Source organism: Aurantiacibacter sp. MUD61, from assembly GCF_027912455.1.
GTDB lineage: Bacteria > Pseudomonadota > Alphaproteobacteria > Sphingomonadales > Sphingomonadaceae > Alteraurantiacibacter.
On record NZ_CP115446.1, the window covers coordinates 2,022,890 to 2,049,682 of the forward strand.

Here is a 26,793-nt window from a genome sequence, read left to right on the forward strand (position 1 = left end):
GATCAGCCATCGGAAAAGCTGTATCCCGCGCCATACAGCGTTTCGATCGCGCCGAACTCCGGGTCTGCCTTGCGGAATTTCCGGCGCAGCCGCTTGATGTGAGAATCGACCGTGCGATCATCGACGAAGATATCGTCAGGATAGGCGGCATCCATCAGCTGGTTGCGGCTTTTGATGACGCCAGGACGCTGGGCGAGCGCTTCCAGGATCAGGAATTCAGTCACCGTCAGGCTGACGGGATCGCCCTGCCACGTCACCTGGTGGCGCGCCGGGTCCATGACCAATCGGCCGCGCACCATCATGCCGTTCTCTGGTGTCGCGGTGGTAGTAGAGCCCTCGCTCGCAGGCTCCAGCGGAGCGGCACGGCGCAGGATGGTGCGAATGCGGGCGAGGAGCAGTCGCTGGCTGAACGGCTTGGCGATATAATCATCCGCGCCCATGGCGAGGCCAGCTTCTTCGTCGGCTTCCTGATCCTTGCTGGTGAGGAAGATCACCGGCAGGTCCGATGTCGCGCGCAGTTTCTGCAGCAATTCCATCCCGTCCATGCGCGGCATCTTGATGTCGAATACGGCCAGATCAGGCGGATTGCTCTGCAAGGCCGCGAGCGCCGCTTCGCCATCCGAATATACCCGTGTGGCATAACCTTCTGCCTGCAGGGCGATGGAAAGCGTGGTCAGGATATTGCGATCATCATCCACCAGAGCGATGACCCGCTGGCTCGCTTCACCTTGCGCGTCGCCACCTAGCGCAGCCTCGCCAACGGGTGGGGTTTCTGCATTGTCCTGATCTGGATGCGTCATTGCGTGCCTCTCTTGCGATGGGCCTAACTTTTCGCTGGCCGATAGACAACTTTCTTGCGCCTGCACGCATGGGAAAACCCGGATTTCGTATATGTGAACGATAACAATGCGGACATGCCGGGTGATCGGCATCCGCGTAAATTGACGCAGGCCTTTTCGGCTCCTATGCGGACCCTCAACCGCTTACGCATACGAATGCGCAGCTTTCCGGATTCGCCCTATATTGAGGAGCTTAGACTTGTCCGTTTCGCTTTCCGTGCCGCTGTCCCAACAGGGCATAGCCACTTCCGCCACGATCCACGCCAATCTCGGCACGCCCGCTCTGGTCGAGCATGCGATTGCCAATGGCGAAGGCCGCCTCGCCAAGCAGGGGCCGCTGGTGGTGGAAACCGGCAAGCACACCGGCCGCAGTGCGAAGGACAAGTTCATCGTCCGCGATGGCGAGACCGAGGACACCGTATGGTGGGATAACAATGCCAGCATGAGCCCCGAGCATTTCGCCAAACTAAAGGAAGACTTCATGGCGGCGCTGGGTGAAAAGGACACGCTTTACGTCGCCGATCTGTTCGGCGGCAGCCAGCCGGAGCATCGCGTCAAAGTGCGCGTGATCAACGAATTCGCCTGGCACAACATGTTCATTCGCACGATGCTGTGCCGTCCCACGGCAGAAGAACTGGACGGTTTTACGCCCGAATACACGGTGATCGACCTGCCGAGCTTCAAAGCCAATCCGGACCGCCACGGCACTCGCAGCGAGACTGTGGTTGCGGTGAACCTGTCAGAAAAGCTGATCCTAATTGGCGGCACGCAATATGCGGGCGAAATGAAGAAGAGCGTTTTCGGCATTCTCAACTATTTGCTGCCGGTGAAGGGCGTGATGCCGATGCACTGTTCGGCAAATACCGGCCCAGACGGCAAGACGGCGGTGTTCTTCGGCCTGTCCGGTACGGGTAAAACGACGCTGAGTGCCGATGCCAGCCGCACGCTGATCGGCGATGACGAGCATGGCTGGAGCGATCAGGCGGTCTTCAACTTCGAGGGCGGCTGCTATGCCAAGATGATCCGCCTGTGCGAAGAGGCCGAGCCGGAAATCTTCGCCACCACACGCATGTTCGGCACAGTGCTGGAAAATGTGGTTATGGACCCGGATACGCGCGAGCTCGATTTTGATGACAACTCGCTCGCCGAAAACAGCCGCGGTGCATACCCAATCGATTTCATTCCCAACACTTCGGAAGAAAATCTGGGACCGGTCCCAAGCAATGTCATCATGCTGACTGCCGATGCTTTCGGTGTGCTGCCTCCGATCGCGCGGCTGACGCCCGACCAGGCCATGTATCACTTCCTGTCGGGCTACACCGCGAAAGTGGCGGGCACCGAAATCGGCGTAACCGAGCCTGAGGCAACCTTCAGCACGTGCTTCGGCGCGCCTTTCATGCCGCGTCATCCCAGCGTCTACGGCAATCTGCTGAAAGAGCGCATCGCCAAGGGCGGTGTGCAGTGCTGGCTGCTCAACACCGGCTGGACCGGCGGCAAATACGGCGTAGGCAATCGCATGCCCATCAAGGCGACGCGCGCGCTTTTGAATGCTGCGCTCGACGGCAAGATGGACGATGTCGAATACCGCAAGGATGCGAATTTCGGCTTCGAAGTGCCGGTGAGCGTGCCTGCTCTCGAGGAAGCGGGCATCGATCAGGGCATTCTCGATCCGCGCAGCACCTGGACCGACAAGGACGAATATGATCGCACCGCCGAAAAGCTGGTGCAGCTCTTCGTCGACAATTTCGAGCCCTTCGCAGCCCATGTCGATGAGAGCGTCCGTCAGGCCGCTCCGCAACACGCATAGGGGCCTGCATAGACGCGGCGCGACACAATTTTACAGTTGGAGAGGAGGGCCCCGTTCGGTTTATGCCGGACGGGGCCTTTTTCTTGCAACTTTCATCCGCTAGCCTTGTTCTGTTTTCGGATACGCAATTGCACAGGAGAGAGTACGATGAGCATTTTCGACCAGATCAAGAACATGGCCCACAACCACCCGACGGTTAAAAACATGGCGGACAAGCTGGGCATCGATCAGGAAACCGCAGAAAAGGCCATCGCCGCGCTCACCGAAGGCCATCAGGCCGAAGGCGACACGGTGGATGTTGCTGCCGACAAGAGCGGCATCGACAAGGGGATTTTGAGCCAGGTTATGGAGCATGTCGGTGGTGAAGGATCGCTCAACGGCTTCATGCAGATGCTGGACAAGGATCACGATGGCAATCCGCTGAACGATGTTGCCGGCATGGCGGGCAAACTGTTCGGGAAGAACTAAGCCATGAGCCTTGCACAGATCCTGCAGCAGACCGGCGTCATCGATAGCATGGCGCGTGAACTCAATATCGATGAACAAACCGCGCGTGCTGGCGCCGGCGCGCTATTGCCCGCAATCGTCGCCGGGATGGGGCGCAGCTCGACTTCGGGCGGCGGCTCCGATCCGCTCGGAGGATTGGGCGGTCTGGCAGGAGCTGTGCTGGGCGGTTCTGGTGGAGGGGGCGGCCTACTCGACATGGTGCTGGGCCAGCAGCCTACGCCAACGCAGCCGGGTAACGACATTCTCGGCAACATCTTCGGTTCGAAAGATGTGAGCCGGTCGGTGGCAGGCGAAGTCGCGGCGGTCACCGGGCTCGATGAAGGTCTGCTGAAACGCATGCTTCCCATCCTCGCGATGGCGGTCGTCGGATATATGACCCGGCAGGCGAGCGAAGGCGCTCCCGCTTCCCAGAGTGGCGGGCTTGGCGGCATCCTCGGTTCGATCGTCGGCGGTCTCGCCCGGCGATAGGGCTTCATCCGGCAGACAGTCGGACCGTGCGAAGGGGCGGCTATGACAAACTGGTTCAAGCATGTGTCCGCTCCCGCAGCGCTGGTGGCAGCTTTCGCCATGGGGGCCTGTGCGCCGCTGGCTGCGCAGACCGAACCCGTTGCTGCCACTCCCGCCGCGGTCGCAGAACAGGCCGTGCCTGCGGATCCGATCGAGTTGGGCATTGAGGTGGTCGCCGAATATCCGCACGATGCCGCCGCATTTACGCAGGGCCTGCTGTGGCACGACGGGTATTTGTATGAGAGCACCGGGCGGCTCGGCACGTCGCAAGTCCGCAAGGTCGATCTCGAGACCGGCAACGTCCTTGCGGCGAGCGACATTCCGGCCGACCAATTTGGCGAAGGGCTGACCGCTTGGAACGATCAGCTTGTCAGCCTGACCTGGACGCATGGCATCGTCCACCGCTGGAACATCGCCGATCTGTCACTGATAGAAAGCACGGATGGCTTCCCTTACGAATTCTGGGGCCTGACGACGCTGGGTGATCAGCTCGTCTTTTCCGATGGCTCTTCTACCCTGCGCTTCGTCAATGCCGAGACCTTCGCGGTCGAACGCGAATTGGACGTGGAGTTTTTCGGCGAGCCCCTGGAAGATATCAACGAGCTGGAAGTGATGGGCGGGCTGATCTGGGCGAATGTCTGGTTCACGCGCTACATCGCCGGCATCGACCCGGAGACCGGACAAGTCGTGCAATGGGCAAATCTGCGCGAAATCACCGATCGCATCACCATGTCAGAGCAGGGCGCTGTCCTGAACGGCATCGCCTACGATGAGGACAACGATCGCCTGTTCGTGACCGGCAAATTATGGCCGAGCCTGTTCGAAATCAGGCTGGTTCCGCTATCGCAAATCGGCGAAGTTATTGCCGAAAGTGAGGACGGCGAAATCGCGCTCCCGTAACACCGGCTTTAGCTGCCTGCGCTCCGCACATAGCGCTCCACATTGGCAGCAAGCACATCGAGCGGTGCGTTGCCGCCTTCGACCACTGCCATGTTGAAATCGCGCAAGTCATAGGCTCCGCCAAGAGCCGCGCGCGCCATTTCGCGTTGGCGCAGGATTTCTAGCTTGCCGACCATGTAACCGGTCGCCTGACCCGGCCAGCTGCAATAGCGGTCGATCTCATTGGTCGTTTCGGCCACGCCCACGCCGCTATTGGTATGGAAATAGTCGATCGCCTGCTGGCGACCCCAACCCTGCGCATGCAGGCCCGTGTCCACGACCAGCCGGATCGCGCGGTAAGCCGCTGCCTGATGATAGCCCAGCCGCCAAGCCGGATTGTCGCTGTAAGCGCCCATCTCGTCGCCCAATTGCTCGGCATAAAGCGCCCAGCCTTCGCTGAATGCGTTGAAGGCGAGGATCGCACGGATCAGCGGTAGCTGGTTCGAATATTCGCCTTCCCACACATGGCCGGGAATGGCTTCATGATGGGTGAGAGTGACCAGATCATATGTGCGGTGCAGATCGGTATCGCGCAGATTGATCCAGAAGGTGCCGGGGCGCGAGCCGTCGACGGCAGGTGCGCCGCCATAGGCTGTGGGAGCACCCAGTTCCTCATTGGGCGGAATGCGCTTCACCTGTACCGCGGGGTCGACAACGCGGGCAAAGGCGCGCGGCATTTCACCGCGGATCCATTCGATGCGGTCTTCAAGGAAGCTGATGATTTCCGCGCGGCCGGCATCGCCCTCTGCAAATTTGAAGCGGTCATCCTGCGATAGTTGGATCATACGCTGACCGGGGTTGCCCTCGGTATAGCCAAGATCGCGGAGGATCGGGTCCATTTCGGAATGGATGTCTGCCAGGGTATCCATGCCCAGCTGATGGATTTCTGCAGGCGACATATTGGTGGTGGTGCTGGATTTGAGGCTCCAGCGATACCACTCGTCGCCCTCCGGCTGCGCATCCATGCCCGGCGCGCTGCCCGCCATGCCGCGCTGGAGGCGCAATTCGGCGAGCTGGCGTTCCAGCGCTGCGGCGACATCGGTCGTAACGATGGCATTGGCGCGGTCCTGCCAGCTTCCGGCGATCCCTTCCTCAGCCGTCCGGCGGACGAGGGATTCGACCAGAGAGCCCCCCTGCATCGCGTCTGTCAGCTGGCGCTGCATTTGATCGAGCGCGCGGTCGAGCAGGAAGTCGGGCGGCACAACGCCCATTTCGCGGCCCGCCTGCATCCGCTCGAGCTCACCTTGAAGCACGCCCGGATATTCTTCGAGCCGCGCGATATAGGCTTCCGCATCGGCCTCGTCGCGGATCGGATGGTCGCTATCGAGCGCACGGGGAAGGTCGATATAGGCACCGACATTCTGGATCACCGGATAGGGCGCGGTGCGCCAGCTGCCTACGGGAATATCGCCATAGGGAAGTGCGAGGCCCTCCAGCGCGGTTTCATAGGCGCTCTCGACGACTTCGAAGCTGGTGCGTGTCGCCGGATCGAGCCCGCCTTTCGGGAAGGCACGGGCACGTTCCAGATCGGCGGCAAGCGTCGCCGCCTTCGCATTTTGCCCAGCTTGCGAGGCATCACCCAACTGGCTACGCAGCGCAGCGTGCTCACCAGTATCGACGCCAAGGCTGCTGGCCCGCAAAGGCTCGTGGCGCAGCAGGTTCCATGCAAAATCGTCGAGCAGTGCCTGCCCGGCGGCCTCTCCAGCTGCGGGAGTGGTCCCGGCAATCGTGCCAGTGGCACATCCGGGAAGCACGGTGAGGGCAGTGGAAGCGCCCAGCGCCCCTATGAACTGGCGGCGGGAAAGCGAAGCGTCGATGGGATTTTTCATGGGGCAATTGGTCGCGCAAGCAAGTGCTTCCGTCAAGCCATAGCAAAGGCTAGGGAAAGCCCATGTTCGATATCGTCATGTCCGTCATCGTTTTGGCAGCCGTCGCGCTGGTGGCAGGAGCCGTAGCCTTGCTGCGCCGGGGCAATCGCAAGCAGGGCATGCTGATGCTGCTGCTGGCCGGAGTGATGGTGGCGAATGTGGCGATCTGGTTGATCCCGACGGCAAGCGGCGACACCCTTGCGGATGCCGCCGCCAGCTCCGGCGATTAGGCCTGTCGGTCCGGACGACCCGTTCGCGGAGCTTCGGGTAGGCCGTTGGAGAGAGCCTATTCCGGGATCTGCCAGGTCACGACGCCTGTGTAGGTGCCCACCACTTCCTCGCCGCGATTATTGGTCGCCGGATTGAAGCGCGCGCGGCGCTCGATCAGGCTGCAGGTCGAACGGTCGAGCGAGCTGTGACCAGTGCTCGAAGTGATTTCGCAGGCATCGACGCGGCCATCGCTGCCGATGACGAGACGGTAGCGCGCCGTCCCCTCATTCCCACGCCGCAGATCGCGCCCCGAATAATCATTCGCGGTGATCCAGCTGCTCATATTGTTGCGCGGCACCGGAGCTGCGGGCGTGAATGCAGGCGGCGGTGGCGGCGGGGACTCCGCCACAACCGGGGCTCTGACCGGCGGATCGACCGGAACGCGCGTGGTGATCGGCGGCAATGTGAAGTCCGGCTCCGTCACCTGAACCGGGTTGTTGGAGGGGATCTCGATCGGCGGCATGGGGGCTGCCGGCGGAGTGCTGGGCACCACCGCATCTGTCGGTACCGGCTCAGGCGTCGGCGGGGGTGGTGGCGGATCGATCGGGATGAGCACCCCTTCCACGCCGTCATCCTTATCGACGATCGCCGTCGTGACAGCGAGACCGGCGACAAGACCGAACCCGATCAGGGCGTGGATACCAATTACCGAGGCGGCGGCTTTTGCGCGCTCTGCCGGGGAAACGGTTGCGTTTGCATAAGACATGAGGCTCTCCTCTTCCTGAGTCATGTTATACTATAACGTCACAAAAAAAGAGAGAAGTCAAGGCCATGCCACATTGGCTGCAATCGCGCGGGCAGACTAGGGCGGGCAACGCATGCCGCACGCAAAGCAAAACGCGCTCCCGCCTTGGCAGGAGCGCGCTTGGTTTCTACGCCGTGATTGGCGAGACGATCAGGTGATCGGGCAGCTCGGATCGAGGCGGAAGTCGAGGTAATTGTCGACCGACTTCATCAGCTCTTCCTGCTCGTTCTCGAAGAAGTGATTGGCGCGCGGAATCTCATCGTGGTGGATGGTGATGTGCTTCTGCGTACGGAGCTTGTCGACGAGCTTCTGCACGGCCTGCGGCTGCACCACCGTGTCTGCCGTGCCCTGCACAAAAATGCCCGAAGCGGGGCAGGGCGCAAGGAAGCTGAAATCATACATGTTCGCCGGCGGCGCAATCGAGATGAAGCCGCGGATTTCCGGGCGACGCATCAGCAGCTGCATGCCGATCAGCGCGCCAAAGCTCACACCGGCAACCCAGGTCACCTGCGCTTCCGGGTGGATCTGCTGCACCCAGTCGAGCGCGCTTGCGGCATCGGAAAGCTCGCCAATGCCATTGTCAAAACTGCCCTGACTGCGGCCGACACCGCGGAAGTTGAAACGGAGCGTGGCGAAACCACGGTTGACGAAAGTCTTGTACAGCCGCTGCACAATCCGGTCATTCATGGTGCCGCCGCCCTGCGAATGCGGGTGCAGGATCATGGCGACGGGCGCGCGCGGGCGCGGACCGGGAGAGAAACGACCTTCAAGACGGCCTTCGGGGCCGGGAAAAATGACGTGCGGCATGGGCGGGTTGGGCCTTCGCAAGAATGGTTGAAGCGCGCGCACTGGCGCTGCGCAAGTGGGCGGCTATATAGGCATTATGCGCGAATTCGCAATCATTCTCGAAGGGTGCGTCCGTATATGAGCCGCATCTATCTGGACCACGCCGCCACCAGTCCGCTCCGCCCCGAAGCCAGGGCCGCCATGGAAGAGGGTTTTGCCATCTGGGCAAACCCGTCTTCGCCCCATGCGGAAGGGCGCAAAGCCAAGGCCGCGCTGGAGGATGCCCGCGAACGGTGCAAGGCCGCACTTGGCTGGGATGGCGAGCTGATTTTTACCAGCGGCGCGAGTGAGGCAGCGCGGATCGCTTTCGATAATGCTGATGTGATGCACGAGGCGGTGAGCGCGATTGAGCATGACGCTATCCACGGCTTCGTGAAAGAGCGCGCCGTTGCCGAAATTCCGGTAGGGAATGATGGCCAAGTCAACTTGACGTCCGTGGCACAAGAGGCCGGACCATCCGCCATTGCAGGCGAGGTGGTCGAGAACCGGTCACTCATTGCGGTTCAACACGTCAACTCCGAAACGGGCACAATGCAAAACATCGCGCAAGTTGCCGAGGTGGTTCACGGTTCCGGCGGTCTCCTTCTCGTCGATTGTGCGCAAAGTGCGGGCAAGATGGAGATTCCGAAAGAGGCGGACATGGTCATTGTGGGCGCTCACAAATTTGGCGGTCCAATCGGGATTGGCGCATTGCTAGTCAAAGAATTCAATATGCTCACACCGTCCGGTGGGCATGAGCGCGGCTATCGGCGTGGGACGGAGAATATGCCTGCTGCGCTAGGAATGGCAGCAGCTTTGGAGGCAGATCCCTGGCCGAATTTGGATTTCTCTCATATCAGCCGGTTTGGGGAGAGGTACGAAGAGCAGCAGCCTGCCACCGGGCAAAGTCATGCGCATCACATTCTTGCACTTGAGCATCCCACCATGTCCGCGCAGGCGCTCCTTATTCGCCTCGATGCGATGGGTTTTGCCGTTTCGGCAGGCAGCGCCTGTTCTTCGGGCACGCTCAAGAAGAGCCGTGTGCTCGATGCCTTCGGTGTGGATGACGATACCGCGAGCCGCACAATCCGCGTTTCTCTAGGCTGGAACACCACGCCAGAGGAGCTCGATGCCTTTGCGGAAGCGTGGAAGAGCCTGTCCTAGATCGTCATTGCGAGGAGCCGCCAGGCGACGTGGCAATCCAGCTCCCAGCACAAAGAATGTCGTGGACATCGGGACTGGATTGCATCCGACGGATCAGGTCCGGGGTCGCAATGACGGGGAGAGGGTATTAAGGGGCTTCACATGATCTATCTTGACAACCAGGCGACGACGCCGCTGGCGCCCGAAGCGCGCGATGCGATGCTGCAATGGCTGGACGGGCCTGATGGGTCGGGCTTTGCCAATCCGCATTCGCCGCACCGCATGGGACGGCAGGCGGCGGCTGCGATCGAGCTGGCGCGCGAGCAGGTGGCTGGCCTGCTGCCACCGGGCGGAACCGTCCATTTCACCGGCAGTGCGTGCGAGGCGATCAATCTGGCTATGCGCGGCGCACCGGGTGACGGACCGATTTCGGTCAGCGCTATCGAGCACGCAGCCGTGTGGGACACAGCGAGAGCGCTTGGCAAACGTCACGTCCTGAATGTCGCCGCCAATGGCCAGTGCAACACCAATCAGGATGTGCCTCAAGGCACCAAGCTGGTCTGCGTGATGCAGGTGAACAATGAAATCGGCACGATCCAGCCGACGGTCGAATGGCACCGCAAGGCTAGGTCAGAAAACGCGCTTTTCCTGTGCGATGCGGTGCAAAGCTACGGCAAGATGGAAGTCACCGGCGCGGATATGATCGCCATTTCGGCTCACAAGATTTACGGGCCGAAAGGCATCGGCGCGCTTTGGGTGCGAAACGGGTTGGAACTCGATCCGCAGATCACCGGCGGGCTGCAAGAAGGGGTGCGCTCGGGAACGCTGTCTACCGCTCTGGTCGCAGGCTTCGGGGCAGCGGCTGCCGAGGCAAAGGACCGGATGGAACAGGATGCCGAGCATGCCGAGGAACTCTGGCAAGTGGCCCGCGACATGTTCCAGGACAATTGGGCGCTCAATGGCGATGAAGACACGCGGCTGCACAGCAATCTGAACATCCGGCGCAAGGGCCTCGATGTGAGCCGCTTGATGAGCGATTGCCGCAATGTGATGTTTTCCGCAGGCTCGGCATGCGCCAGCGGATCGGGCAAGCCCAGCCATGTGCTGAAAGCCATTGGCCTCTCCGATGAACAGGCGAAATCCTCTATCCGCATCGGCTGGGGCCGCTATACGACGCGCAGCGAGCTGGAGGATGGTGTGCAGCAAATTCTCGATGCGGCGAACGCCCAGTGAAAGTGACATTCATCACCCGCGACGGCGACAAGGTCCAGGCGGAAGCTTCGGCTGGCGACCGGCTCCTCGAAGTCGGGCAGGCGGCGGGCATGCCGCTCGAAGGAACCTGCGAAGGCCAGATGGCCTGTTCGACCTGCCATGTCATCGTGGCGCGCGATTGGTTCGGCAAATTGCCCGAGGCGGTGGAGGAAGAAGAGGACATGCTCGATCTCGCCTCCGATGTGCAGGCCACCAGCCGCCTGTCCTGCCAGATCGTGCTGACCGAGGAACTGGACGGGCTGACCATCCAAATCCCCGATGACAGCGTGAATGCGCAGGGCTTTTAGGGAAGGAATGTCGCCGTGCGCGAGGGGGTAAAGCGGCTGGTTTCTTCCAGCTGGTTCGAGAAATTCATCATCGCGGTCATCGTGATCAATGCGATCGGGCTGGGACTGGAAACTTCGCCCGCGATCATGAGCCGGTTCGGCGATATCGTCTCTATCCTGGACCGGATCGCGCTCGCCATCTTCGTGGTGGAACTGGCGCTCAAGATGTTCGCTTATCGCTTCGCCTTCTTCAAGAATGGCTGGAATATCTTCGACCTGGTGATCGTAGGCGCGGCGCTGTTTCCGGCCTCTGCCGAATTCTCCGTCCTGCGTGCGTTGCGCATCCTGCGTGCATTACGGCTCGTGTCCGTCGTACCGAGTATGCGCAAGGTCATCGCCGGACTGTTCCGCGCGATCCCCAGTATCGGCACGGTCATCGTGATGCTGCTGCTGCTGTTCTACATCAGCGCGGTGATGGCGACCAAGCTGTTCGGCGAAGCTTTCCCGGACTGGTTCGGCGACCTCGGCCTTTCGCTCTATTCGCTGTTCCAGATCATGACGCTGGAAAGCTGGAGCATGGGCATCGTGCGCCCGGTGATGGAAGTCTACCCTTACGCCTGGGCCTTCTTCGTGCCCTTTATCCTGCTCACCAGCTTCATCGTCCTCAACCTCTTCATCGGTGTGATCGTCAACGCTATGAGCGAGGCGACCGATGAAGAAGCGCACAGCGAGCGCGAGATGATCCTCGGCGAATTGCGGGGCCTGAAGGACGAGCTTGCCGGAATGCGAAAGGACATGGACGCAAATCGCACTCCCCTTAGCTAGATCGAGCCGCTCTTGGCTCGTGCCCCGCTACCTCGCCTCGTCCATTCGCACTTCGCGTTCGCGCGAGAGATAGGCGGGCACGGGTTCATGGCCCGCTGCTGCGTCCATCTCAGAGATCTTTGCCAGCATGAATTCACGCATCCGGCAGTGCATGTCCCAGCCGCATTTCGGGTCTGAAGCGCGCGCCATGAAGCGAACGATCATGGCTTTGGCATTCTGCGATATCACTTCGACGACGGCATCTTCCGGATCGATCACGTCTTCATCATTCTCGACAAAATCGCAGAAAACCGGCCGCAGGGCTTCGATATCGGCGCGGTTATCCAGTTCCAGTTCGACATGGACCATCAGGCTCGGATCCTGTTTCGTCCAGTTCTCGAAACTTTCGCTGGTAAAGGCGCTGACCGGCGCGATTACGCGGCGCTCGTCCCAAGTGCGCAGGCGTAAATGGGTGAAGCCGATTTTCTCGACGTAACACCACTGGCCGTCGAAATAGACGGCATCGCCGATGCGTGCGGTCTGTGCGAACGCGATCTGAACGCTCGACATGATGTCGCCCAGCACTTTGCGCGCGGCAAAAACAAGGACGAGGCCGAGAACGCCTGCAGACGCCATGATCGAAAAGCCGAGCGTGTCGGAAATATTGCTCGCTACCAGCACGAAGCCCGCCCCTGCCAGCAGGATGATCGCGGTGACGATCCGGCGAATGGCGCTCATTTTCGTGTAGAAATTGCGATCCGGATTGTTTTCGGGCGCTTCGAGCTTTTCGGTCCTGCGATTGGTCGCAAAATCGAACAGGGCTTCGATAACGGAGAGCATGATCCCGATTAGGGCCGCGATGATCAGGATCAGCTGCAGCGGGTCGAGCACGTCGCGAACCGGGCCGGAGAGCCGGAAAAATGTTGCGCGCACCAGAGCGAAAGTTCCGGCGAACGCCAGTAACGTCGCAGGCAGGTGGATGGCCTCGAGTACCCCATAGAGCTTGGATTCCTCATCCAGCTGTGAACGCCACCGGTCGATCGCCTTGTAAGTGAGCGCAGCGGCGAGCGCGGCGGCAAGGAGGATCAGCGGCAGGGCGATGATTTCCCACCAGGCGAGCGTCCAGAACGCCTGTTGGCGGAGGGCCGCGGGAAGCGCCTCTTCAAATCGTGTCGGTCCATAGGTCTCGTAAAGACCGCTCACACTGGCTACGCTCTGCCGACTGAATACCCAGACCGGTTCTGCGCCGGGAGCCTGCACCCGCGCGATGCGGATGGAGTAGGGGCGTCCGTCGGTGGAAAGGCTTGCGATCGCGATAGATCGGCGTGGCTCACCTGCCATCGGATTTTCGGAACTGGACTGCGTATCTACGGCATCGGGCCTGTCCGACAGCCCGGCCCAATCGATCTGCACCGAACGATGCATGAGATCATAAAGCTGTGCTGTGATTTCCTGCCGGTCCGCATCGGGCACATCGGTGAAATCAAGCGCGGCGGAGGCGTCGTTCCACCGCCGCTCCTCGCCTGCAGCCATGAAGCTCTCCACCATGCCCCGCGGCGTTTCGAGATCGAGTGACGATGTGCTGCCGCCGTTTTCGAGTTGCTCGACCTGGAACACGTAAGGCTCTGATCCTTGCGCGACAGAGCGCTCTTCCTGCGCCGCAACCGGCGAAAGGATACCGAGGAAAAAGACAAGAATGGCGGCAAGAGCGAAAAATGCGCCGCGGACGAAGACGGGATATCGGGAAGCAGTCATATTCTGGCCAATGCATGGACATAGCCAAAGGTCCGCATTCGCAGGGAAAAAGCCGCGACGCCGCCAATCGAACGGCCTGTCGAGTTGTGTGACGAGGCTATTCCGAACCGTCGGAGAACTACACCTTTCGCTCTGCTCGCTGTTTCAGATCATGAGCCCGAATTGCAGTGCATTATCGTCCTGCCGCCTCTATGCCTGCGTTGCTTCAGAAGAGCGTTCATTGGAGACGGACTTTCGAGCCTCTCTCCATCGCCGCGTGCGTCGCCACAGCCACCGTAAGCCAAGGATAAACGCGGTAATCGGTATCAGGGCCACGGCGACGTAGATCAGCGCAGCGATAGTGACGCCAAGGGTGGTGGATATCGCCCCAAAGGCATTGGCGATCGGAGCCCAGAAGCCGACATTGTATTCGCCAAGCTGCGGATCATACTCGATCGAGACGCTCGAATAGGCGACGCGATTGCGCATATTCTGGAGCCGCGATGCGGCTGCATCGATCTCTTCGTTTACCTCTGCAACACCACGTTCGGCCTGAACAAGATCGTTCACCGAACCCTGGCGATTGCGCAGCACTCCCATGAGCCGATCGCGGAGTTCCGTGCGTGCTTCAAGCCGCGCTTCAGTATCGGTAATATCGTCGGTCAGGTCCTCGCCTGAAATGGCAAAGGATATCTGTTCGGCATCGAGATCGTCTCCGGCAGCGGTAAGCGCCTCGCCGAATTCCTCCGCCCGATCTGCGACGACCTGCATACGCACCCGGCCATAGGCGTAATCGCCATTTCCCGATTGCGACAGCGAGATGACCCGGCATCCTTCCTCGAAAGACGAGCACAGCGCGCGGTGCCGTTCCTGCAGCACAGGGAGTTCTTCGGCGCTGACCTGAAAACCCCAGGAATAGGAATAGGCAATCTGAGTGTCTGGCGCAGACTGCGTATCTTCGCCGATTGTGGATCTCGCAGCTTGTTCCGCTGCGGTGCGTGCGGCATCCGCGCCCGATCCGATCAGGACGGGTTCCTCCATCGCCTGCGCAAAGCCGAATTCTGTCTGCGGAGCCTCTTCGGAATAATTGTCCCACTCCATCTCTTCCACTTGCTGGCGGGCAGAGCGTTCTTCTGCGCACCCGGCAGCAAGAAGCAGGGCAGCGGCAGGAAGAAATAGGTGTATTCTCATGTGTTTCCCCTCGCGCGGAAACATGCTGGAGCGGCGGTGCAGCGTCAAGGCGGGAATGCCTTGGCATTTGCAAGGAGGTTGAGGCCGCTGCGCAAAAGAAACGCAGCGGCTTCAAACCGTTACGCCTCGATCGCTTCGCTCTGCAATCTGCGCTTGGCCAGCCGCGCGGCGTAGACAACACCGCCGATCGGAATGGCTACAGTCGCCAGCAGGATCGCCAGAGCGAGCATATAGCCGAGGATCGTCCCGATGGCGCCAACGGCTGAGGCAACCGGCGAGAGGAAATCGCTGCTGGGTGCAGTTGCGCTGGAATAGGTGATGTTGATGCGGGTGTAGGCGACGCGCTGGCGCATTTCCTCCAGCCAGCTGCGCGCCCGGTCGATCTCCTCATTGATCTGCGCGACCGAGCGTTCGGCTTCAACAAGCTCTTCCACGCTGCCATTGCGGGTGCGCAGCACTTCCATCATCCGGTCGCGTAGCAGGATGCGGCTGCGCAGCCGGGCTTCGGTATCGACCATGTTGCGGGTGAGGTCTTCGCCGGTGATTGCGGAGGACACCTGCTCGCCGCCAGCGGTTTCTGCGGCGCCGCCCAGCCGTGCGCCAAACGCGCGCGCCTGATCGGCGACCACGGCGAGTTCCAGTCGGCCGGTTGCATAATCATCGTCCGTATAGCCGGACTGGCTCTGGGACACGATCTGGCAGGTGTAGGGGCCAGCGGCTTCGCACATGTCGGCATGGCGATCCTGGAGATCGGCAATCCCCTCAGCTTCCAGCCGGAAACCGTAGTCATAGACATACGCCATGCGCGGAAGGTTCACCGGGATATCCGGGCGCGCCTGGATCGCGGAATCGACGCTGTCCTCTGCCGCTACTTCGGCGCTCGCTTCGCTATCGGCGAAGACGCTTTCGGTGGCGGAAGCGTCTTCATACGACTCGCCCATTTCCGCCGTTTCGGCGTAATCTGCATCCTGACTGCATGCCGCTAGGGCAAGGCAACTTGCTGGAATACCTAGATAAAAACCTCTCCGTCTCATTTTGGCCTCCTTTTTGCCATAATTTGGCCATAATTGAGGCAGTTTGTGGCAAAAGGCAAGCGGCAACACGTTCCGTGCATTTCCGCCTAAGCGGAAGGGATGGCGTAAGTATCTGCTTTGTCGAGTTTTTATTGGTATTGAGCGCGGGGTCTTGGAGCAGTTCCAGAGCGCGCACGAAAAAGCCCCGCCGCCATTCGATCTGGCGACGGGGCTCTGGTGAACGAAGCAATTCGATCAGAAGGGCAGGACTATCCCCGCATAGGCGCTCAACGCCTGACGATCTTCGCGCGCGAATTCGGCCGCTGCCCCGGCGCGGATCGACACGGGGCCGATGGTGCCCGTTATGCCCGCTGCGACCTCGCCATAATCGCGGTCGCCATAGGCATAGCTGGAGCTGTAGGAGACAGGCGCTCCCGTCGGCGTGACGGTGAAAGCGATCGGATCATCCTGAAACTCGCGGACATAGCTCAGCCGCGCGAAGAAACCGGTTCCCGACGCGAGCGGGGCAGAAGCCACCAGACCGGCACGACCGGTCAGGCTTTCATACTCCAGTCCGTCCATCGCAAGCGATGTGGAGAAGCCGCCATCTTCGGTGAAGCCGTCGACTTCCACACGCTCATAAGCAACGCCGATTTCCGGGCCGATGCGCACAGGTGCATTCACGAGGTCGAAGCCGATGGCACCGCGCACACCGAGCAGGTCTGTATCTGTCTCGCTGGTCTGACGGCGCAATGCCGGGCCGAGAGGGATCACGCGTTCCAGCTCAACATCTCCCTGGCCGTAGGTGACATCTGCCATGGCGCGAACCGGGCCGAATGCCGCGCGCGCATATCCGCTGAGCGTCCATGTGTCGCTGTCCAGGTTGGCAAAATCGCCGCGCCCCGCAATTCTGCCATCACCGCTGCGGTAGCCAGCGACCACGCCGAGACCGAGACCCGCAGGCGTATCGTAAGCCACGCCGATGCTACCGCTCACCGCATCCTGCTGCAGGCTGCCGGCGCCGTTTTCGTCAATCCGGTCATAGGCGGCCTGTCCGAAGAAGGAGATGCCGCCATTGGGGTTCATGCCGTTTCGCTGCGCACCTTCATATTGCACCCGCTGATTACGGATCGCGCGCTGCCCTTCGCGGGCGATCACGCCGGGTAGGGTGAAACCGGAAAACAGGCTGGCCATCGCCTGACCCTGAATTTCCTGCGTGATGCCTGCGGGGTGGACATCGTCTGCCAGCAGATAAGTCCGGTTGGCATTGGGCTCGACAAAATCTTCCGGCCCGCATGACAGTGAGGAGCCGGTGCAGGCGGTATCGGTGATGTTGTTGATGCCATAGGTGGCGGGGCTGGCGACGATTTCATTGAACAGCAGCGCGGTGTCGAAAAACAGCACGTTGGATCCGTTCGCAGCCAACGCAGCCTTGTACGTGTCGTTGAAGAGGTCGAGCCCGGGGCTGTCGGACTGGATGGCGAGTGTCACGATGCGCTGCGCGCCTGCATCTTCCAGTCGCCGAACCTGGTCGGCCAGCGCATTGGCCGCATCGGTCAGGATGCTGGGATCGGTGCCGCCGCCGGTCAGGAAGTTGAAGTAATCATTGCCGCCACCCTGGATGTATACGACATCGTTCGGGCCGAAGGTGCCGCCAGCTGCCAGAAAATTGTCGATCTGTGTCGCCACAGGAATTGCCAGCGGCGAAAGGGCGTTCGGCAGAGCGACGCGCGCGCCGCCAATCCCGTAATTCGTCCCGCCCGTGGTGTAGACCGGATCGAGATCGTAGCCGAGCAGCGCGGCGAGTACCTCAGGCGCGACCGGATCGGGGTTAGTGGTGAAGCTGCCTTCGCCCGGGGAAGGGGGAAGAATTGCAGGTAATAGCCACCGTCCGAAAGACTGTCTCCGAACACGATAACGCGTTCAGGATTGGCGCCGGCCTCTTCCTGTGCGGCTGCCTGCGTGGCCAGGCCGGGGCTGAGAGCAAGCGCTGCAGCCAGCGCCACGCGCGACACGATTTTCTTCATTTTTCCTCCCGATGGTATTTTATATACCTTTGACAAACCGCGTTAAAAACGGGAATTCAAATCTGCGGTATTTAACCGCTAGCGGCAAGAGAAAAGTCGTTTTTGGCTACCAAATTGTCATGGCCGGGGGCCGACATGATAAGGGCCCCGCGATCGTTCTGACCGCGAAGCCCTTGAATCACCGTTGAAAAACGGTTTGTTCTACCTTTGCTCAGGCATCTTCGAGCGACTTTTCATTCGCCAGCTGCGCTTCAAGCTGCTTGACCAGCTCTGCCGTGAATGCCGGAATATCGTCCGGATTACGGCTGGTGATCAAGTTACCATCGACGGCAGCTTCCTGATCGACGACGTTACCGCCTGCGTTCTTGAGGTCGGTGCGAACGCTCGGCCAGCTGGTGACGGTCTTGCCATCCACAAGTCCTGCTTCGATCAGCATCCACGGTGCGTGGCAAATTGCGGCGATCGGCTTGTTCTCTGTAGCGAAATCACGGACCAGCTTTACGGCCTTGTCATTCATGCGCAAAATATCGGGGTTGATCTGGCCGCCTGGCAGCACGAGTGCGTCGAATGTGTCGGTCGTTGCTTCGTCCAGTGTCAGGTCTACATCGACCGGATCGCCCCACTCACCGTCGGAAAAGCCGCGGATCTGCCCGTCTTCGGGGCTGACGACGACCGTTTCGTAACCTGCCTTTTCAAGGCGTGATTTGGGTTCTTCCAGTTCCGACTGCTCGAAACCGTTGGTGGCGAGGATCATAATACGTTGGCTCATCTGATGTGTTCCTTTCGCGTGTTTGCGTTTGAATATGTAACGACTGGGGAAACGCCTTCGTTCCGCGCTGTCCGATGAGCTGAGGCGGTGATAGGGCGGATCGTATGTCCGAAATTGACGACAATCCCGATTCTGAAAAAGGCATCACGCGCGAACCGTTCGAAAGCGCGCTGTCAGAGCGCTATCTTGTCTATGCGCTATCCACGATTACCGCGCGTTCGCTGCCCGATTTGCGCGATGGTCTGAAGCCGGTTCACCGCCGCCTGCTCTGGACGATGCGGCAGCTGCGCCTGTCTCCGGACAACGCCTTCAAGAAGAGCGCCCGCGTCGTTGGCGATGTCATCGGCAAGTATCACCCGCATGGCGATGTCGCGGTTTACGATGCGATGGTCCGCCTCGCGCAGGACTGGACGCTGCGCTATCCGCTGGTGGAGGGACAGGGCAACTTCGGCAATATCGACGGGGATAATGCCGCCGCCTATCGTTACACCGAGGCTCGTCTGACGCGCACCGCGATGCAGCTGATGGCGGGGCTGGATGAAGGCACCGTCGAATTCGTCCCGACCTACAATGGCGAAGAGCAGGAACCGGAGCTCATGCCCGGCCTGTTCCCCAATCTCCTCGCCAACGGCGCGAGCGGGATCGCGGTGGGCATGGCCACCAATATTCCCAGCCATAATGTTGCCGAGATTCTCGATGCGGCAGAGCTGGTCCTGTTTAACAAGGACGTCACGCACGAAGAGCTGATGGGCGTGTTCCACGGCCCGGACTTTGCCACCGGCGGCCTGATCGTGGACGGGCCGGATGCGATCTCCAAGGCTTATGAAACCGGTCGTGGTAGTTTCCGGGTGCGCGGGCGTTTCCACGCCGCAGAAGCGGATAATGCAGAAGATCGCGATGCCGGGATCGAGCGCCAGAAGGGCGGCGGATACCAGCTCGTCATCTCGGAAATTCCCTATCAGGTGCCCAAGGGCAAGCTCATCGAGCAGATCGCGCAGGCGATTGCCGATAAGAAGCTGCCGATCCTCGACGATGTGCGCGACGAAAGCGACGAAAACATCCGTATCGTGCTTGTCCCGCGCAGCCGCAATGTCGATCCCGACCTGCTGAAGGAAAGCGTCTACAAGCTCACCGATCTGGAAACGCGTTTCGGCCTCAACATGAACGTGCTCGATCACACGCGCACGCCGATGGTGATGGGACTGAAGGAATTCCTGTCGAACTGGATCGTCCACCAGATCGAGATCCTGCAAAAGCGCACGCAGCACCGTCTGGACAAGATTGCCGATCGACTTGAACTGCTCGAAGGCTACATCATTGCCTTCCTCAACCTCGACCGGGTGATCGAAATCATCCGTTACGAGGATGATCCCAAGGCCGAGCTGATGGCCGAGTTCAAGCTGACCGATCGACAGGCCGAAGCGATCCTCAACATGCGGCTGCGCAGTCTGCGCAAGCTGGAAGAAATGGCGCTGCGGACCGAAAAGGACGAGCTGCTCAAGGAACAGGAGGAGCTACAAAAGCTGCTCGACAGTCCCGCTCGCCAGAAAACGCGCCTAAAGAAAGACATGGCCGCGCTGCGCAAGGAATATGCACCGGACACCGCCTTGGGTGCCCGCCGCACGACCATCACCGATGAGGCGCCTGCGGTCGAATTCGATCCGAACGCCATGATCGAGAAAGAGCCTGTCACTGTCATTCTCAGCCAGAAGGGCTGGGTGCGCGGCGCGAAGGGCCATGTCGATTTCGGCAAGGATGGTGCGGGCGATTTCAAGTATAAGGAAGGCGATGGTCCGGCCTTTGCCGTCCATTGCCAGACGACCGACCGCGTGCTGCTCGCCTGCGATGACGGACGCTTCTTCACACTGGGCGCGGACAAGCTGCCCGGTGCGCGCGGCTTCGGCGAACCGCTGCGCAACACGCTCGATATCGAGGCCTCGGCCAAGATCATCGCGGTCATCGTGCATGAGAAGGACAAGCAGGTCCTGCTCGCCAGCACGCTGGGCAAAGGCTTTGTCGCAGTGACGGACGAACTGCTCGCCGAAACGCGTAAAGGTCGACAGGTGGTAAACCTCAAAGGCGATGCCGTCCTGACGGTCGCTCGCCCAATCGCGGCCGAGCACGATCATGTTGCCGTGGTGGGTGAGAATCGCAAGCTGGTGGTCTTTGCGCTCGAAGAAATGCCGGTGATGAGCCGCGGGCAGGGCGTCATGCTCCAGCGCTACCGCGACGGAGGCCTCTCCGATGCGACGACCTTCACTTTGGAAGAGGGGCTAAGCTGGGCCATGGGCGGCGACACCGGTCGCACTCGCACCGAAAACGAGATTGGCATGTGGAAAGTCGCGCGCGGCGCCGCTGGCAGGTTACCGCCGCAGGGATTTCCTAAAACGAATAGGTTTTAGGAATGTTTGTTTTTCGCTCACGCCTCCGCGTGAGCGTCCTCGCTAGATGCGCAGACAAGCTGCGCCCGCTGCGGGCGGCCGTTCGGCCTTGCCCTCGGCTGGTCGCCGAGCGTGCTCCGCGACACCGTAGTCAGGAAGCGCCGGGATCGAGAGCGACCAGCGACCGACCTAGGGCGAATGCCCGCCCGCAGCGGGCGCGTAGCGGAGCGAAGCGCGTCTAGCGAGGACGAAGCCGCGGATGCGGCTTCGCAAAACAACAACTCCAAAGAAAAACCCGGCGGATCGCTCCGCCGGGTTCTTCAATTCGATAAGCTGAAAAAGCTTAGCCAGCCTGCGCTTCGAGAGCGGCCATGATGTCGGCGTGGTTGGCGAGCACGATCAGTGCGCCTTCAGCGTCCAGCGCGAACAGGTTGAGCGGCAGTGCGATGCGCTCTTCACCGTCGGCGAGAAGAACGGCATCTTCGCCCACTTCTTCGATCACGCCGAGCGTCTGTGCGTCAGCGGTGGCAACGGCGGTGCCCGGAACCAGAGCGGCGGCAAGCGCTGCTTCAGCTTCGGCAACGATCTGGCCGTAGGCGGTTTCGAGTTCGGCCTTGGTGGTGTTCAGCGTCCACACTCCATCGGTTTCGGCGAAAGCATCGGTGCCCAGCGGAACCTGATAGGTGCCGGTGTTCACAACCACGGTGGTGCCGTCGTTCTGCTCGACAGTGCCGATCACGGCATCATCATTGCCCACGATGTCGGTGCCGACGTCCTGAGCCATGGCGGGGGTGGAAAAAGCGATTGCTGCAGCTGCGGCAGCGAAAGCGATACGCATAAAAGTTTCCCTTCATTCGGACGACGTGCGAACGCCGTCCGGCTATTAAAATTCGTCCGACCGGATTGCTCCGATAAATGCCGGATTGTTCAAGCGGGTGGCACACCCCGATGGGGGTAGACACTCTGCACGCCCAAAGGCGCGCTCCCGTTAACAAAGGTAATAGACGATACCTTCTGAATGTTCCCTGACCAATTTCGTGACTGATTTCAACCTATATGCCGCACATGCGAACAGGTGGGATTCAGCGCGAAAGCTCTTCATCCAGCAATGCGTCGACACGATCGGCGGATGGGAAACCCTCGGCAATCCAGCGCCGTTCGACCGCCTGGAGAATGCGCGCGACTTCCGGCCCTGCGCCCACGCCGCGCGCCACAATTGCGCCGCCTTTCAGAGGAAATTCAGGAACTTCCCAATCGTCCAGCGGGGCGGGGGAAACACCGTTCAGAAGCAAGAGATCGCGCGCCTGATCGTCCCCCTCGCGATAGGCGAGGGCGCGCACGGCAGCGGCGTCTGGCGACCAGTCCGGAAGCCCGTCAGCCAGACGCGCGAGCGTTTTGCGATTTGCGTTGGAAAGACGCAGACGTGCGGCGACCTGTTCTGCCAGCTTGCGATCGGGGGGCAAAAGCGCAGCAAGTCGGCGCAAAGGATCGCCAACCGCCTTTTGCGCATTTTCGAACGCAATCAGGGTTTCGAGACGATCGATTTGCTCCGCTCCCGTTTCGGGCAGAACCTCGGCCAGCACTCCGCGATCATACATGCGGTGCACTGTGTCTGACGGGTCGGGCAAAGCCAGCAGGGCGAGCATTTCCATCGCCACCCGTTCGCGGCTGAGGCCTTTCAGAGTGGAGGCGAGCTCGGCGCAGGCGTTCTCCGCTTCCTCATCCAGAGCTGCGCCGAAGCGAGCCTGGAACCGGTAATATCGCAGGATGCGTAGGTGATCCTCGCGGATGCGCTCGCGTGCATCGCCGATAAATCGCACCCGCCGGTCCGCCAGATCCTCCAGCCCGCCGAAGTAATCGGAGATTTCCAGCGTATCGGGATGGGCGAACAGCGCATTGATGGTGAAATCGCGCCGCGCAGCGTCATCCTTCCATTCGCTGGCAAAGGCTACGGTCGCACGGCGGCCATCGGTCGCCACGTCCTTGCGCAGCGTCGTGATTTCGACATTGCCTTCGGGCAGCACTGCGGTGACTGTTCCGTGATCGATGCCGGTGGGAATGGGCTTGATCCCTGCCGCTTTAAGCGTTTCCATCACGGCATCGGGCAGCAACGTGGTCGCGGCATCGACATCGCGCACATCTGCGCCCAGCAGCGTATCGCGCACCGCGCCGCCCACCCAGCGCATATTCTCCGCGCCGATCACGCTGACGAGCTGCGCGAGGTCTTCGCGCTGTGTCCAGTCTGCTGCGGGCAGCTTAGTCACCGATCAATTCCTCCCACGCCAGCCGATGCGACAGATTTGCGATAATCCCGGCGGTAATGCCCCAGATGCGATGACCCTCCCATGTGATTTCGGTGTAGGGCAATTCATGCCCGCCAAACAGGCCGGTCTTGGCGACATGATTGCGCCGATCGAGCACGTAGCGAAGCGGCGCTTCGAACCAGCCATCGACTTCGCGCGGGTCAGGAGTGATTTCCAGATCATGCGGGACGAGGCCGAGCACCGGGGTGAGGTTGAAGCCGGTCCCCGTCATGAAGCGATGGCCCGCGCCGACCACGCGCACGGATGACGGCGGAATGGCTAGCTCCTCCTCCGCTTCGCGCAGGGCAGCGGCGATAACGTCCTCACCATCTTCCAGCTTGCCGCCGGGGAAGGACACCTGCCCCGGATGTGCAGCCATGGTCTTGGGGCGATGCGTCAGCAGCAGGCCGGGCTCATCGCGATCAGTCACGGCCATCAGCACCGCCGCATCGCGGGGTTCGCGGGTCACCCACGCGCTATCGTCGCGAATGCCTTCGATGCCGATATGCTCGGTTTGCCCGAACAAATGCGTCAGGCGATCGAAAAGTGCGCTCATTCTGGAAGCAGCGAGAAGCTCTCGCCTTTACTCGTGACTGTGGTGCCATCGCCCTGGGCAAGTGCGATTCCGGCCAATTGCAACCATGTGGAACGATCGATCCGCGCTTCGCAGCCATGCCGATATGCCAGGTAGATGGCAGGCGTCTCCAGATCGCCCGATGCGCGCAAGGGGTGGTTGGGCCCGGCCAGAATCGTCTCATCGATATTGATCCTGAAGGCGAGAACTTCGCCATCAATCTCCTTGCAGTCGACCGCCATAAAGGCTGCGTCCTCAACCTCTATTTCCTGCTTGTAGTGGGGCGTGACGAGGAAATAGCGCCCGTCTTCCTCACGCCGCAGCAGGCTGGCAAAGGCGCGGACCATCGCGTGGCGCGTGATGCGGCCGCCATCGTGATACCAAGTGCCGTCATCGGCGATGCGCATCTTGCTGTGATCGGTTTCGGGTGGATCCCATTCATCGATTGGCGGCAATTTGTGCGACGCGCTCAGCTCGGCGATTTCGGCCAGAGACAGGCCTGCAAGATCGGGAGGAGGAGTGTAAGGCATCTGGCGACAAGCGATGCCAGAGAGTGTCAGCCAATCCAAGGCCCAAGCGTGCCCTTATCGGGCAATATCGCCGGATTCGTGGCCCGCACCAGCAGGCGATGCTGTTCATAGGGCCCGGGTACGGACCAGTCCTTCGTCGGCGCGGCGGTGAAACCGAAGCGACCGTAATAGTCCGGATCGCCAATCATGACCTGCGGAAGATTGGCACCTTCATCCATCGCCTGCGTCATCGCGGCGATCAGGGCGATCCCAAAACCTTCATTCTGCCTTTCGGGCACAACGGCAACCGGGCCAACCATCAGCATCGGATGCCGGCGGCCTTGCGGATCGGTAAGCGCCACGGGCCACACCTGGATGGTGCCGACCAGCATTTCCTTATCGTCGAGCGCGGCGAAGCTGAGTGCGGGAAGCCAATCGATCCCCTCGCGCACCTTGTATGCGGTCCGGCCGTGGCGATCCGGGCCAAAGGCACGGTCGAGCAATTGCTCGATCATATCGGCGGGCACCGCTTCGAGCGGGATCAGCTTGGCATTGTCACGCATAACCGGCGCGCCGATAGGGGCACATGCGGGCGAGCGCAAATGTTTCGCGAGAAAACGGTTGGAATGTGCCGACTGCGGGGGCGAGTTGGAGCTCAGCCTTCCGGCGTCAGCCTCAGCAGGCGGCCATTCTCGCCATCTTCGATCACCCAGATCGCGCCATCGGGAGCGATGGCGATATCGCGCAGGCGGTTGGGGAAGGCATAGCGCGCTGCCTCATCGGCGCTGTTCGCGCCTGCATTCACGGTAACGCGGCTTATCGATTGGGTGCGCAGATTTGCGATAAGCAAATGGCCGTTCCAGTCGGCGAACATTGGGCCTTCGTAGAATTGCATGCCGCCCGGCGCGATTACCGGGGTCCAGTAGATTGCAGGCTTGGCAAAGCCATCATCTTCCGTGTGGTCGGGGATGGGGTCGCCATTGTAATTCTCGCCGTAGGAGCGCGTTGGCCAGCCGTAATTGTTGCCCGCTTCGACAAGGTTCAGCTCGTCGCCGCCAGCGGGGCCATGCTCCAGCTCCCACAGATTGCCTTGGCTATCGAAATCGAGACCGAGCAGATTGCGCTGGCCATAAGTCCAGATCTGGTCCTGCGGCGATCCCTGTCCGGCGAACGGGTTGCCCGCTGCGGGCGTACCATCGAGATTCAGGCGCACGATCGTGCCGAGATTGTTCGAGAGGTCCTGCGCCGGTGTCTGTTCCTGACGGTCACCGCTGGAAATGAACAGATATTGGCCATCGGGAGAGAAGGCCATGCGGTGCGAATAGTGCCCGCGGCGCTCTCCGCCACGGCTCTGCTGCCAGATTTCGGTCAGGCCTTCGACACGGCACTGCGTATCGCTGTCACAAACCAGCGTCCCGCGACCGACCGCAGCGCCGGTCAGATCATCGCCCATGTCCTTCGCCCAGCTGATGTAAATGGTATTGCTGGTCGCGTAGTCAGGGGCAAAGGCAATCGCGCCAAGGCCACCTTGGCCTTCGTAAACGACATCGGGCATTCCGGAGACATCACCGAACGAGCCTGTCGAAGGATTGAAGAACGTCATTGTGCCTGACTGTTGGGTTATGAACAGATTGCCCGTAGTCGGCTCAAAGGCGAGTGCCCAAGGGTTGGTCAACTCGCCGAAGCTCTCTGCCGCGAAGGGTGAGGGGCTCTGCAATTCCACCATTTCACCAGCTACGATAGCACTGGAAGAGGATGCGGAAGGCGCGGGAGTTTCCCCCGATTGCGCGCCCGAGCAACTTGCGAGCAGAATGGCGAGTGGGGATAGGGCGGATGCGAGGAGATGCTTTGTCATGCTGTCAGGAACGCCTTCTGCCGATTTTTGTGCCCGCCTGGGCAAAAATCCGCTGGTCGCTGGCGTGGACGAGGCCGGGCGCGGCCCTTTGGCAGGACCTGTCGTCGCTGCCGCGGTGGTCCTGTGCGAGCCTGTGCCCGAGGGCGTGAACGATTCCAAAAAGCTCTCCGCCAAGGCGCGCGCCGCCGCCGAAACGCGCATCCGTGAAACCTGCGCCTATGGCATCGGCGTAGTCGATGTTGAGACTATCGATCAGCTCAATATCTTCGGCGCGACAATGCTCGCGATGAGCCTCGCGATGGAGCGCTTGTGCGAGGAGCTGGGTGAAAGCGGTCTCCACACGCTGATCGACGGTAATCTGACGCCAGAGGGTCGCTGCACCCGCTGGCGCTGGCCTGCGACACCCATCGTTGGCGGGGACGGCAAAGAGGCCTGCATCGGCGCTGCCAGTATCATCGCCAAGGAGTATCGTGATCGCCTCATGCTGGAGGCGGCGAAGCGCCATCCGCACTATGGCTGGGAGCGAAACAAGGGCTATGGATCGAAGGAACATATGGAAGCACTGCGCGTCCATGGTCCAACACCTTTCCACCGGAGGTCTTTCGCCCCGGTGGCGCAAATGGAATTGAGCCTCTAGACCGCCGC

General features: G+C 60.9%; 26 protein-coding genes. 11 read left to right on the plus strand and 15 right to left on the minus strand.

Features of this window, described 5'->3' with window-relative positions; genetic code table 11:
* Positions 1-2: 2 nt before the first annotated feature.
* Positions 3-800, minus strand: coding sequence for a response regulator transcription factor (locus tag O2N64_RS09670; protein ID WP_271077403.1), 798 nt, complete (start codon positions 798-800; stop codon positions 3-5).
* A gap of 238 nt (positions 801-1,038) precedes the next feature.
* Between O2N64_RS09670 and O2N64_RS09675 the strand changes: the two genes are divergently transcribed.
* From O2N64_RS09675 to O2N64_RS09690, 4 genes are all read left to right on the plus strand, one after another.
* Entirely contained in the window at positions 1,039-2,646 is a 1,608-nt protein-coding gene (locus tag O2N64_RS09675; RefSeq protein WP_271077404.1) for a phosphoenolpyruvate carboxykinase, read from the plus strand.
* Positions 2,647-2,793: 147 nt separating this feature from the next.
* Positions 2,794-3,114, plus strand: coding sequence for a hypothetical protein (locus O2N64_RS09680; protein WP_271077405.1), 321 nt, complete (start codon positions 2,794-2,796; stop codon positions 3,112-3,114).
* 3 nt (positions 3,115-3,117) lie between these two features.
* Positions 3,118-3,621, plus strand: a complete 504-nt coding sequence (locus O2N64_RS09685; protein ID WP_271077406.1) for a DUF937 domain-containing protein — start codon at positions 3,118-3,120, stop codon at positions 3,619-3,621.
* Positions 3,622-3,663: 42 nt separating this feature from the next.
* Complete coding sequence (locus tag O2N64_RS09690; RefSeq protein WP_271077407.1) at positions 3,664-4,560, plus strand: glutaminyl-peptide cyclotransferase; 897 nt, start codon at positions 3,664-3,666, stop codon at positions 4,558-4,560.
* Positions 4,561-4,568: 8 nt separating this feature from the next.
* On the opposite strand, the gene O2N64_RS09695 is transcribed toward O2N64_RS09690, so the two are convergent.
* Entirely contained in the window at positions 4,569-6,428 is a 1,860-nt protein-coding gene (locus O2N64_RS09695) for a DUF885 domain-containing protein (protein ID WP_271077408.1), read from the minus strand.
* A gap of 62 nt (positions 6,429-6,490) precedes the next feature.
* Between O2N64_RS09695 and O2N64_RS09700 the strand changes: the two genes are divergently transcribed.
* Positions 6,491-6,697, plus strand: a complete 207-nt coding sequence (locus tag O2N64_RS09700) for a hypothetical protein (protein WP_271077409.1) — start codon at positions 6,491-6,493, stop codon at positions 6,695-6,697.
* A gap of 56 nt (positions 6,698-6,753) precedes the next feature.
* Here the strand turns inward: O2N64_RS09700 and O2N64_RS09705 are convergent, their stop codons facing one another.
* Together O2N64_RS09705 and O2N64_RS09710 are read right to left on the minus strand one after the other, a co-directional pair.
* Complete coding sequence (locus tag O2N64_RS09705; protein ID WP_271077410.1) at positions 6,754-7,443, minus strand: energy transducer TonB; 690 nt, start codon at positions 7,441-7,443, stop codon at positions 6,754-6,756.
* 189 nt (positions 7,444-7,632) lie between these two features.
* Positions 7,633-8,289 carry an alpha/beta hydrolase gene (locus tag O2N64_RS09710; RefSeq protein WP_271077411.1) on the minus strand — a complete coding sequence of 219 codons (657 nt, stop codon included), beginning with the start codon at positions 8,287-8,289 and terminating at the stop codon, positions 7,633-7,635.
* Between the two features lie 117 nt (positions 8,290-8,406).
* Here O2N64_RS09710 and O2N64_RS09715 point away from each other — a divergent pair, with 117 nt between their 5' ends.
* The 4 genes from O2N64_RS09715 (at position 8,407) to O2N64_RS09730 (ending at position 11,813) form a co-directional block, all read left to right on the plus strand.
* Positions 8,407-9,471, plus strand: a complete 1,065-nt coding sequence (locus O2N64_RS09715; RefSeq protein WP_271077412.1) for a cysteine desulfurase family protein — start codon at positions 8,407-8,409, stop codon at positions 9,469-9,471.
* Positions 9,472-9,612: 141 nt separating this feature from the next.
* On the plus strand, positions 9,613-10,683 hold the full coding sequence (locus O2N64_RS09720; protein ID WP_271077413.1) for a cysteine desulfurase family protein: 1,071 nt from the start codon (positions 9,613-9,615) through the stop codon (positions 10,681-10,683).
* Positions 10,680-11,009 (plus strand): 2Fe-2S iron-sulfur cluster-binding protein, encoded by a 330-nt coding sequence (locus O2N64_RS09725; protein ID WP_271077414.1) that lies wholly within the window; start codon positions 10,680-10,682, stop codon positions 11,007-11,009. The genes O2N64_RS09720 and O2N64_RS09725 overlap by 4 nt, the downstream gene beginning before the upstream one ends.
* A 15-nt stretch (positions 11,010-11,024) precedes the next feature.
* Complete coding sequence (locus O2N64_RS09730; RefSeq protein ID WP_271077415.1) at positions 11,025-11,813, plus strand: ion transporter; 789 nt, start codon at positions 11,025-11,027, stop codon at positions 11,811-11,813.
* A gap of 27 nt (positions 11,814-11,840) precedes the next feature.
* Here the strand turns inward: O2N64_RS09730 and O2N64_RS09735 are convergent, their stop codons facing one another.
* From O2N64_RS09735 to O2N64_RS09755, 5 genes are all read right to left on the minus strand, one after another.
* The gene (locus O2N64_RS09735) at positions 11,841-13,547 is read right to left on the minus strand and encodes a mechanosensitive ion channel family protein (RefSeq protein ID WP_271077416.1); all 1,707 of its coding nucleotides are present in this window, start codon (positions 13,545-13,547) and stop codon (positions 11,841-11,843) included.
* A 189-nt stretch (positions 13,548-13,736) separates the two neighbouring features.
* Positions 13,737-14,717 carry a DUF4349 domain-containing protein gene (locus tag O2N64_RS09740; RefSeq protein WP_271077417.1) on the minus strand — a complete coding sequence of 327 codons (981 nt, stop codon included), beginning with the start codon at positions 14,715-14,717 and terminating at the stop codon, positions 13,737-13,739.
* A gap of 119 nt (positions 14,718-14,836) precedes the next feature.
* Entirely contained in the window at positions 14,837-15,658 is an 822-nt protein-coding gene (locus O2N64_RS09745; protein ID WP_271077418.1) for a DUF4349 domain-containing protein, read from the minus strand.
* A gap of 327 nt (positions 15,659-15,985) precedes the next feature.
* Entirely contained in the window at positions 15,986-17,602 is a 1,617-nt protein-coding gene (locus O2N64_RS09750) for an autotransporter domain-containing protein (RefSeq protein WP_333781581.1), read from the minus strand.
* Between the two features lie 366 nt (positions 17,603-17,968).
* A complete protein-coding gene (locus tag O2N64_RS09755) occupies positions 17,969-18,526 on the minus strand; it encodes a type 1 glutamine amidotransferase domain-containing protein (RefSeq protein WP_271077419.1) in 558 nt (185 codons plus the stop codon).
* Between the two features lie 104 nt (positions 18,527-18,630).
* Between O2N64_RS09755 and parC the strand changes: the two genes are divergently transcribed.
* On the plus strand, positions 18,631-20,928 hold the full coding sequence (parC, locus tag O2N64_RS09760) for a DNA topoisomerase IV subunit A (RefSeq protein ID WP_271077420.1): 2,298 nt from the start codon (positions 18,631-18,633) through the stop codon (positions 20,926-20,928).
* 322 nt (positions 20,929-21,250) lie between these two features.
* Here the strand turns inward: parC and O2N64_RS09765 are convergent, their stop codons facing one another.
* From O2N64_RS09765 to O2N64_RS09790, 6 genes are all read right to left on the minus strand, one after another.
* Entirely contained in the window at positions 21,251-21,745 is a 495-nt protein-coding gene (locus tag O2N64_RS09765; RefSeq protein ID WP_271077421.1) for a hypothetical protein, read from the minus strand.
* 244 nt (positions 21,746-21,989) lie between these two features.
* Entirely contained in the window at positions 21,990-23,171 is a 1,182-nt protein-coding gene (locus tag O2N64_RS09770) for a CCA tRNA nucleotidyltransferase (protein WP_271077422.1), read from the minus strand.
* Positions 23,164-23,766, minus strand: coding sequence for a CoA pyrophosphatase (locus tag O2N64_RS09775; RefSeq protein WP_271077423.1), 603 nt, complete (start codon positions 23,764-23,766; stop codon positions 23,164-23,166). Before O2N64_RS09775 ends, O2N64_RS09770 begins: the two co-directional genes overlap by 8 nt.
* Positions 23,763-24,314: a DUF1285 domain-containing protein gene (locus O2N64_RS09780; protein WP_271079636.1), complete on the minus strand. Its 552-nt coding sequence runs from the start codon at positions 24,312-24,314 to the stop codon at positions 23,763-23,765. The genes O2N64_RS09775 and O2N64_RS09780 overlap by 4 nt, the downstream gene beginning before the upstream one ends.
* 26 nt (positions 24,315-24,340) lie before the next feature.
* Complete coding sequence (locus O2N64_RS09785) at positions 24,341-24,856, minus strand: GNAT family N-acetyltransferase (RefSeq protein WP_271077424.1); 516 nt, start codon at positions 24,854-24,856, stop codon at positions 24,341-24,343.
* A gap of 92 nt (positions 24,857-24,948) precedes the next feature.
* The gene (locus tag O2N64_RS09790) at positions 24,949-26,148 is read right to left on the minus strand and encodes a PQQ-dependent sugar dehydrogenase (RefSeq protein ID WP_271077425.1); all 1,200 of its coding nucleotides are present in this window, start codon (positions 26,146-26,148) and stop codon (positions 24,949-24,951) included.
* On the opposite strand from O2N64_RS09790, the gene O2N64_RS09795 reads away from it, so the two are divergent.
* Entirely contained in the window at positions 26,147-26,785 is a 639-nt protein-coding gene (locus O2N64_RS09795) for a ribonuclease HII (RefSeq protein WP_271077426.1), read from the plus strand. The two genes, O2N64_RS09790 and O2N64_RS09795, sit on opposite strands and share 2 nt — an antisense overlap.
* Positions 26,786-26,793 lie beyond the last annotated feature (8 nt).

Bases quoted from the DNA above. Each gene is read 5' to 3' on its own strand.
- O2N64_RS09775 (WP_271077423.1), bottom strand. From the start codon at position 23,766: ATGAGCGCACTTTTCGATCGCCTGACGCATTTGTTCGGGCAAACCGAG.
- O2N64_RS09735 (WP_271077416.1), bottom strand. From the start codon at position 13,547: ATGACTGCTTCCCGATATCCCGTCTTCGTCCGCGGCGCATTTTTCGCT.
- O2N64_RS09685 (WP_271077406.1), top strand. From the start codon at position 3,118: ATGAGCCTTGCACAGATCCTGCAGCAGACCGGCGTCATCGATAGCATG.
- O2N64_RS09790 (WP_271077425.1), bottom strand. From the start codon at position 26,148: ATGACAAAGCATCTCCTCGCATCCGCCCTATCCCCACTCGCCATTCTG.
- O2N64_RS09705 (WP_271077410.1), bottom strand. From the start codon at position 7,443: ATGTCTTATGCAAACGCAACCGTTTCCCCGGCAGAGCGCGCAAAAGCC.
- O2N64_RS09795 (WP_271077426.1), top strand. From the start codon at position 26,147: ATGCTGTCAGGAACGCCTTCTGCCGATTTTTGTGCCCGCCTGGGCAAA.
- O2N64_RS09765 (WP_271077421.1), bottom strand. From the start codon at position 21,745: ATGCGTATCGCTTTCGCTGCCGCAGCTGCAGCAATCGCTTTTTCCACC.
- O2N64_RS09745 (WP_271077418.1), bottom strand. From the start codon at position 15,658: ATGGGCGAGTCGTATGAAGACGCTTCCGCCACCGAAAGCGTCTTCGCC.
- O2N64_RS09695 (WP_271077408.1), bottom strand. From the start codon at position 6,428: ATGAAAAATCCCATCGACGCTTCGCTTTCCCGCCGCCAGTTCATAGGG.
- O2N64_RS09780 (WP_271079636.1), bottom strand. From the start codon at position 24,314: ATGCCTTACACTCCTCCTCCCGATCTTGCAGGCCTGTCTCTGGCCGAA.
- O2N64_RS09740 (WP_271077417.1), bottom strand. From the start codon at position 14,717: ATGAGAATACACCTATTTCTTCCTGCCGCTGCCCTGCTTCTTGCTGCC.
- O2N64_RS09785 (WP_271077424.1), bottom strand. From the start codon at position 24,856: ATGCGTGACAATGCCAAGCTGATCCCGCTCGAAGCGGTGCCCGCCGAT.
- O2N64_RS09755 (WP_271077419.1), bottom strand. From the start codon at position 18,526: ATGAGCCAACGTATTATGATCCTCGCCACCAACGGTTTCGAGCAGTCG.
- O2N64_RS09670 (WP_271077403.1), bottom strand. From the start codon at position 800: ATGACGCATCCAGATCAGGACAATGCAGAAACCCCACCCGTTGGCGAG.
- O2N64_RS09715 (WP_271077412.1), top strand. From the start codon at position 8,407: ATGAGCCGCATCTATCTGGACCACGCCGCCACCAGTCCGCTCCGCCCC.
- parC (WP_271077420.1), top strand. From the start codon at position 18,631: ATGTCCGAAATTGACGACAATCCCGATTCTGAAAAAGGCATCACGCGC.
- O2N64_RS09710 (WP_271077411.1), bottom strand. From the start codon at position 8,289: ATGCCGCACGTCATTTTTCCCGGCCCCGAAGGCCGTCTTGAAGGTCGT.
- O2N64_RS09690 (WP_271077407.1), top strand. From the start codon at position 3,664: ATGACAAACTGGTTCAAGCATGTGTCCGCTCCCGCAGCGCTGGTGGCA.
- O2N64_RS09720 (WP_271077413.1), top strand. From the start codon at position 9,613: ATGATCTATCTTGACAACCAGGCGACGACGCCGCTGGCGCCCGAAGCG.
- O2N64_RS09680 (WP_271077405.1), top strand. From the start codon at position 2,794: ATGAGCATTTTCGACCAGATCAAGAACATGGCCCACAACCACCCGACG.
- O2N64_RS09700 (WP_271077409.1), top strand. From the start codon at position 6,491: ATGTTCGATATCGTCATGTCCGTCATCGTTTTGGCAGCCGTCGCGCTG.